We start from the raw sequence: 6,376 nt of genomic DNA, 5'->3' as shown, positions 1-6,376 counted from the left end.
GACGCTCGTTGGCCAGTTCTCGCAGTCGCCCGCGCAGCACCGTGTCCGGCGCACGCTGCGCCTGATAGCGGACCATCTTACGATCCGCACAGGCAATCCGGCACGCCCGCCGTTCCGATAGCCCGAGAAGGGCCTTCAGATGCGCGACCGCCTCGCGCTTCACGGCGGGCGTCACCACTTTTTTGAAACCAGTTCCTTCATCGCCGCCAGGTCCAGCATCTGCTCGGCCAGCAACTTCTTAAGCTTGGCGTTCTCGTCTTCGAGCGTCTTCAGCCGCTTTGCCTCTGACACCGTCATGCCCCCGAATTTGGCCTTCCAGTTATAGAAGGTGCCTTCCGACATACCGTGCTTGCGGCACAGGTCCGCGCACTTTGCGCCTGCCTCGTGCTCGGCCAGGATGCCGATGATCTGTTCGTCCGTGAATCTCGTTCGCTTCATTGTCCGTCCTCAAGTTGGGCCAGACTCTAATCGACGGTGGAGGAAAAATCCCGTGGCAGGTCACAGGAAGGTAGGGTATTGCTGCTATGGGCCTGTGTTGCATCGGGCCCCGGAGCGAGGTCAGGAGTTCTGTACGTCTGTTCAGATTGAAGCGATGGTCAGGCCCGCACGACCGTGCGATGCATCTTTTCGATGTAGGGGCGGATCACCGGGGCGCGAAAGTTGTCCTTGCTCAGGATCGCTTCGGCGCGGGCATTGCGCACCTTGTCGAACATGAAAGGGGTCGGCCAGTCGCTGACCACAAGCACCGGGATGCGTCGCCATGCCTTGCTCTGGCCAAGTTCCGAAACAAAGTCCGCCCCGTAGCCATCGGGCAGCACGTTATCGAGGATGATCAGCGCGAAGTGCGCTTGTGTCAGGAACTGTCTGGCGGTCTTGAGATCATGCGCGAAGCTGATCTCGAACCGGGGCGCACAGACCTGTTTGAGAACCCGACGGAACATTTCCCGGTCGGCAGCAGAATCCTCGATCACGAGAATCGTCTTGGTCGTGTCGCTCATTTGCTGCCCCACCATTCGCCTGCGCTTCTGCGACGTTCCTAGCAGGCAAGCGTTAGCAAATGGTTGTTCTCGAAGCGCTCATGCCTCTGGGCGGATGATCACGAACACGCCCTTGTGGGTGCCGCTGCTGTGCTTGCCAAGCGCCCTTTGTACGTCGATTGTCATCTTGCGCCCTTCATGCGTGCCGTGCGCGCTCACCGTCGTCTGGCCCTCTAGCACGTCTTTCGCCGCCTGGGTCAGGTCGATGAAATCGAACCTTGGCCCGATCACGCTCAGTTTTCGGTTGATGTCATACGGCTCCAGCGCAAAGAGCCGCTCCACCAGCCGGCTGAACCGCTTTACCTGCAAGCTGTCGTCCAGCACCATCACCCCGGTGCCGAGCAGTTCAAGCAGCTGCTCTGTCTCGTTGTTGAGCAAGGACAATTCAAGGATCTTGCGCTCGTGCTCGGCGCTGACCATGACCAGTTCCTCGTTGACCGCGTGCAGCTCTTCGTTCGAGCTTTGCAGCTCTTCGTTCGAGACCTGCAGTTCCTCGTTCGAGGCCTGCAATTCCTCGTTCGAGGCCTGCAATTCTTCGCCGCTCGCCTCGAGCCGTTGGGTCACATGCTGCAGCGTCTCTTCGGTCAGGCGCAGATCGCGCTCCAGCTCGTGCACGCGCTTTGCCAGCAGCATCGCGTCCTGCGAGCTGATCTCTTCGCCCGCCTGTTCGATGGGTTTGCAGGCTGGCTGGTCGCTCTCTCCCTCGAGCCGCAGACGGATCAGCATGAGCGCGGGCTTGGACGCCCGGTCCAGCGGTTCGAAGGTCAGGGTCAGGGCCTGCGGATGCATCTCGCCGATGTCGATCTCGACGCGGCGCGAGAAGGTATCGAAGTCCCCCGAGCGGAGTTTCTCCAGAGCCACGTTGATGACGAAATGCAGGTCGTGGTGCAGGATGTGCTCAACCGACCAGTCGGTCAGGTTGCTGCGCGTATCGACAAAGGCGCTGGCGGCGCCGAACCAGCTCAGCACTTCGGAATCCGAGGTCACGAGAAAGGACGAGGGCGTGTAGCGCTTGAGCAGCACATCATAGGCCCGCATCAGCGCTTCACGCCCGCGCAGGTCGGCGAATTCACGCAGAACCGGCGACATCTTCGGGCGGGTCACCGGGATGCTGTCGTCGTTCTGGGCATGCAGTGGCTGGGCGCGGCGACCGATGCTGCGCGTCATCACGGACTTGTCGAACACCCGGTGCCCGGTTGCCTTGCGGAACAACCGCCAGCGGGCATTGATCGTCTCGAAATCCTGGTCGAACCGTCCCAGCGTCTCGGAGGGGCCAAGCAGCAGAACGCCATGCTTGCGCAATCCGAACACGAACATCGAGATCACCCGGGCTTGCGCAGTGTCGCGCAGATAGATCAGCAGATTGCGGCAGGAGACCAGATCGAGATCCAGAAAAGGCGGATCGCTGAGCGCGTCATGCACGGAAAAGATGATGCGCTGGCGCAGCGTCGGCGAGACGGTATAGCGAAATCCGGTGCGGGTGAAATATTTCTCGCGCAGCTCGTTGGGGATCTTGCTGATCGCTTCGGCGGAATAACTTCCAGTCGAGGCAAAATCGATCGACTGGCGGTGCACATCGGTTGCGATGATGCGAAAGCTGATGTTCTTGCCAGCGCGCTCCATCGCCTCGGACAGCTCGATGCCGAGGGTATAGGCCTCTTCGCCGCTGGCACAGCCGGCGACCCAGATCCGGATGGTCTCATCTTCGGATTTCTTGTGCACCAGCGGCTCGATCGCGGTTTCGCGCAGCAGATCGATGGCCTCGGGGTCGCGGTAGAATTCGGTCACGCCGATCAACAGATCCTGATAAAGTTCGCTGATCGCTTCCGGGTTGTTCTGAAGCAGTTCCAGATACTGGCGGGGCTCGTCAATGTCCCGCAGGGTCTGGCGCCGGTCGATCCGCCGCTGCACATTGATTTCCTTGTACGCGCTGAAATCCAGATTGTGATGCCGTTCGAGCAATTCAAGGATGGCCTTGGTCACATCGGCCTCGGAATTGATCTCGGCGGCACGCGAACGCAGCCCGGCTTCGAACATCCCGCGAATTTCCCCCGGCATGCAGCCTGCCGAGGCGATGCGATCATGGATGCCAAGCGACAGGGCGGCGCGCGGCATCGATGGAAAATCGGCCTCTTGCGGCGATTGCACCAGCAGGGCGCCGCCAGCCGCATGCAGGATCTGCGCGCCGTTCGATCCGTCGCGGCCCGATCCTGACAGGATGACCGCTGCGGTCGGCTGGCCGCCGCGAGAGGCGAGCGAGGCGAACAGGCTGTCGATCGGCAGATGCGGGACAAGGTCCTTTGCGCCGTAGGTCGAGGTTCGGAAGATGTTGACGTCCAGCGTCGAGCGCGTGTTGGGCCGGTTGAGGTAGATCGTGTCCGGCTCGATCGCAAGGCCATCGTCGATATGCAGGACACGCAGCCGGGTCTTGCGCGCAAGAACCTCGTTCATCACCGACCAGTAATCCGCAGACAGATGCTGTATCACGATATAGCACCATCCCGCATCGTCGGGCGCGTTTTCGAAGAAGTCCTCAAGGGGGGTGAGCCCTCCGGCCGACACACCGATTGCAACCACAGGGATAGTCGAAGATGTCCCGACCGTAGGGTCGGAATTTGTGTCACTGGCCAAAACTGTCACCCTAAAATCACTTGTCGTAGCTATGAGCGTAGCACATACTAAAACTCGAACAAGCGCCGCAGGATCCACGCGCCCTACAACCGGAGCGAGACTATGGCACATCTCTTGCTGGCTGATGACGACCCGCTGTTCTGTACGTCCTTTCAATCCGGAATGAGCGCCCTTGGCTATGAGGTCGAGACCGCGAGCACGGGGGACGAGGCGTTCGACCGGCTCAAGGTTCTGGATGGGGCGGTCGATCTGGTCTTTCTCGACATCCTGATGAGCGGCGGCGGCGGTGTCATCACGCTGCATCGCATTCGCGATCTCTGGCCGAATTTGCCGGTGGTGGTGATCACAGGGCGATCTGAACTTCTGGATTCGCCGCTATTCATCGACGGGCTGACGCTGGCCAATGACCGTCTTTCGAAACCCGCGCGGCTTCAGGAATTCGACAAGGTGGTCACGCGGCTTCTCGGACCCTGATCGTGACGGTGCGGCAGCCCAGAGCAGGGCGCGGCGCCGCCCAGACATCGGCCGGGCCGGTACGTCTACTGGCCGGACTGGCGGTTTGTCTGGCCGCGTTGGCCTTGCTGGGCTGGGTCTGGCCGCGCGCCTCTGTCGCCGCGCGTCTGGCACCGGAGTTTCCGGCAATGGTGCCGGTCACGGCCTTGTTCGTGCTGCTGCTTGCAACCTCTCTCTGGCTTGGGGATCGCAAGGGCGGGCAACTGGCGGCGATGGCGGTTGCTGCCGGAGCGGTCCTCGTGCTTCTCAGCACAGGCGGCGCTGCCGCGCAGAGCGACCGCGTGGCGATCGGTACGGCGCTCGGCGCGCTGCTGTTGGCCGCATCGATCCTGCTTTGCCGCTGGGCCTTGCTGTCTTCGCTCTGTGCGAGCGCTGTGCTGTTGCTGTCGTTCTGGTGTCTGCTGGGATATCTGGTCGATGCGCGTGCGCTGTTCGACTTTCCACTGCTGTCGGGCATGTCGATGCCAACCGCGCTGTGTCTGGCGCTCTTGTCGCTTGCCGCGCTGCTGCGCCTTGGGGCGCGCAGCTGGACGGGGCTGCTGATCGGCCCGGGCGCCGCGGCCCGGTCGGCGCGCTTTGGGATGGTCATCGCGCTGGGTCTGCCGGTGGGGCTGGCAATGCTGTTGCGGGGCAGCGCGGCCAAGGGCAGCCTGCCGCCATCGCTGGAGATCGCGCTGCTCATCGGCGTGATCACCGCTGTTTCGGTGGCGATGGTGCTGGCGCTGAGCCGTGAGCGCGCCCGCGCCGAAACGTTGCAGCATGGCGAAAACCTCTGGTTGCGCCGGGTCTTCGACACCACTGGCGTCGCCGCGATGGTATTCGATCACAACGGTCTGCCGATCCTGTCGAACCGCCTTGCCCAAGACATGACGCGTGGCTCGGGCGGTCCGCTGGCATGGCTGACGCAGACCCGGTTCTTTGTCCCGGGCTCGCTAGAGCCTCTGGAGGGGGCCCAGCACCCTGCGGCACTGGTCCGCGGGGCGGCGCTGGAGGGGCGGCACTACGTGGGCTGGATCGACCCGGAACGCGGCCAGCGTGACCTTGGCCTTTACGTCCACCGCGTCACCGACATGCCGGGCCGGGCCGGTATCGTCATTCTGACCGTGGTCGATGAAACCGAAAGCTGGGCCGCGCGCGACCACATCACCCGGATCGGGCGGCTCGAGGCGGTAGGGTTGATGGCAAGCAGCGCCTCGCATGAATTCGGCAACATCTTCGGCGCCTTGCAGCTGACGGCGGATGTCGGGCAACTGACCTCGAGCGGGCGAACCCGCGCCCAGTTCGACGCGGTCTCCGAGGCCTGTCGACGCGGCGCGGCAATGACGCAGCGCCTGCTCGACCTGTCCTGCGACGGGGTTGCGGTGTCCGAGCCGGTGGAGCTTGTGGCGTTGCTGCGCGAGGCAGAGCCGCTGCTGAATGCGGCGCTGTCTGGCGAGGTCGCGCTGCGGTTCGAACTTCCCAGCGCGCCGGTCACGGTGATGTGCAACCGCAGCGATCTGGTGGCGATGCTGATGAACCTTGCGCTGAACGGGCGCGATGCGATCCGGGACAGGCCGGGCGCCTCCTCGGTTCTGACGCTGCGGCTGGTTGTGTCGCAGGCGCGGGCGGCCATCGAGGTCGAAGACCATGGCACCGGAATGTCCGAGGAAACGCTCGCCCGCGCCGCCACGCCCTTCTACACGTCGCGGCGCAGCGGCGCCGGGCTGGGGCTGTCGATGGCAGACCGTTTTGCACAGCGCAATGGCGGCACGCTGACGCTACAATCGACCCTTGGCACCGGCACGACGGCGCGGCTGGAGCTGCCGCTGGCCGGGCGTGCGCTTGCCGTTGCGCCGCAGGGCGCGCCCGCCGACGCCCTTGCCGATCTGTCAGGCATGCGGGTGCTGATGGTCGAGGATGATCCGCAGTTCCGCAATGCCTTGTCCGGCGCGCTGAGGTCTGCTGGCGCCGTGCTCGCCCGTGAGAGTGCCGCCGAACCGGCGCTTGAGCGGCTGGAAAACGGTGAGAGTTTCGATCTGCTGCTGTCTGACATCCGTCTGCCGGGAGGAATAAGCGGCATCGCGCTGGCGCAACGCGCCGTGCAGCGATGCCCCGGCCTGCCGGTGCTGCTGATGACCGGCTATCATGAAGATGCCCCCGGCGTGCGCGACAGCGCCTTTGTCGTGCTGCGCAAACCGATGAGCCTGTCCTTGCTG

3 protein-coding genes and 2 pseudogenes are annotated in these 6,376 nt (G+C 63.5%); 2 read left to right on the top strand and 3 right to left on the bottom strand.

Features of this window, described 5'->3' with window-relative positions; genetic code table 11:
• The 3 genes and pseudogenes from KO516_RS16790 to KO516_RS16780 form a co-directional block, all read right to left on the bottom strand.
• A pseudogene (locus KO516_RS16790) lies at positions 1 to 438 on the bottom strand (transposase); the annotation flags it as partial.
• Positions 439 to 596: 158 nt separating this feature from the next.
• A complete protein-coding gene (locus KO516_RS16785; protein ID WP_216004930.1) occupies positions 597 to 998 on the bottom strand; it encodes a response regulator in 402 nt (133 codons plus the stop codon).
• 78 nt (positions 999 to 1,076) lie between these two features.
• On the bottom strand, positions 1,077 to 3,599 hold the full coding sequence (locus tag KO516_RS16780; RefSeq protein WP_371742096.1) for a CheR family methyltransferase: 2,523 nt from the start codon (positions 3,597 to 3,599) through the stop codon (positions 1,077 to 1,079).
• A 171-nt stretch (positions 3,600 to 3,770) separates the two neighbouring features.
• On the opposite strand from KO516_RS16780, the gene KO516_RS16775 reads away from it, so the two are divergent.
• Positions 3,771 to 4,142: a response regulator gene (locus KO516_RS16775; RefSeq protein WP_216004928.1), complete on the top strand. Its 372-nt coding sequence runs from the start codon at positions 3,771 to 3,773 to the stop codon at positions 4,140 to 4,142.
• 167 nt (positions 4,143 to 4,309) lie between these two features.
• Positions 4,310 to 6,376, top strand: a pseudogene (locus tag KO516_RS24800) (ATP-binding protein); the annotation flags it as partial.

Source organism: Citreicella sp. C3M06 (assembly GCF_018860705.1).
Lineage (GTDB): Bacteria > Pseudomonadota > Alphaproteobacteria > Rhodobacterales > Rhodobacteraceae > Salipiger.
The sequence above is the reverse complement of the archived record's forward strand: the minus strand, read 5'-3'. Positions and strand labels throughout refer to the sequence as shown.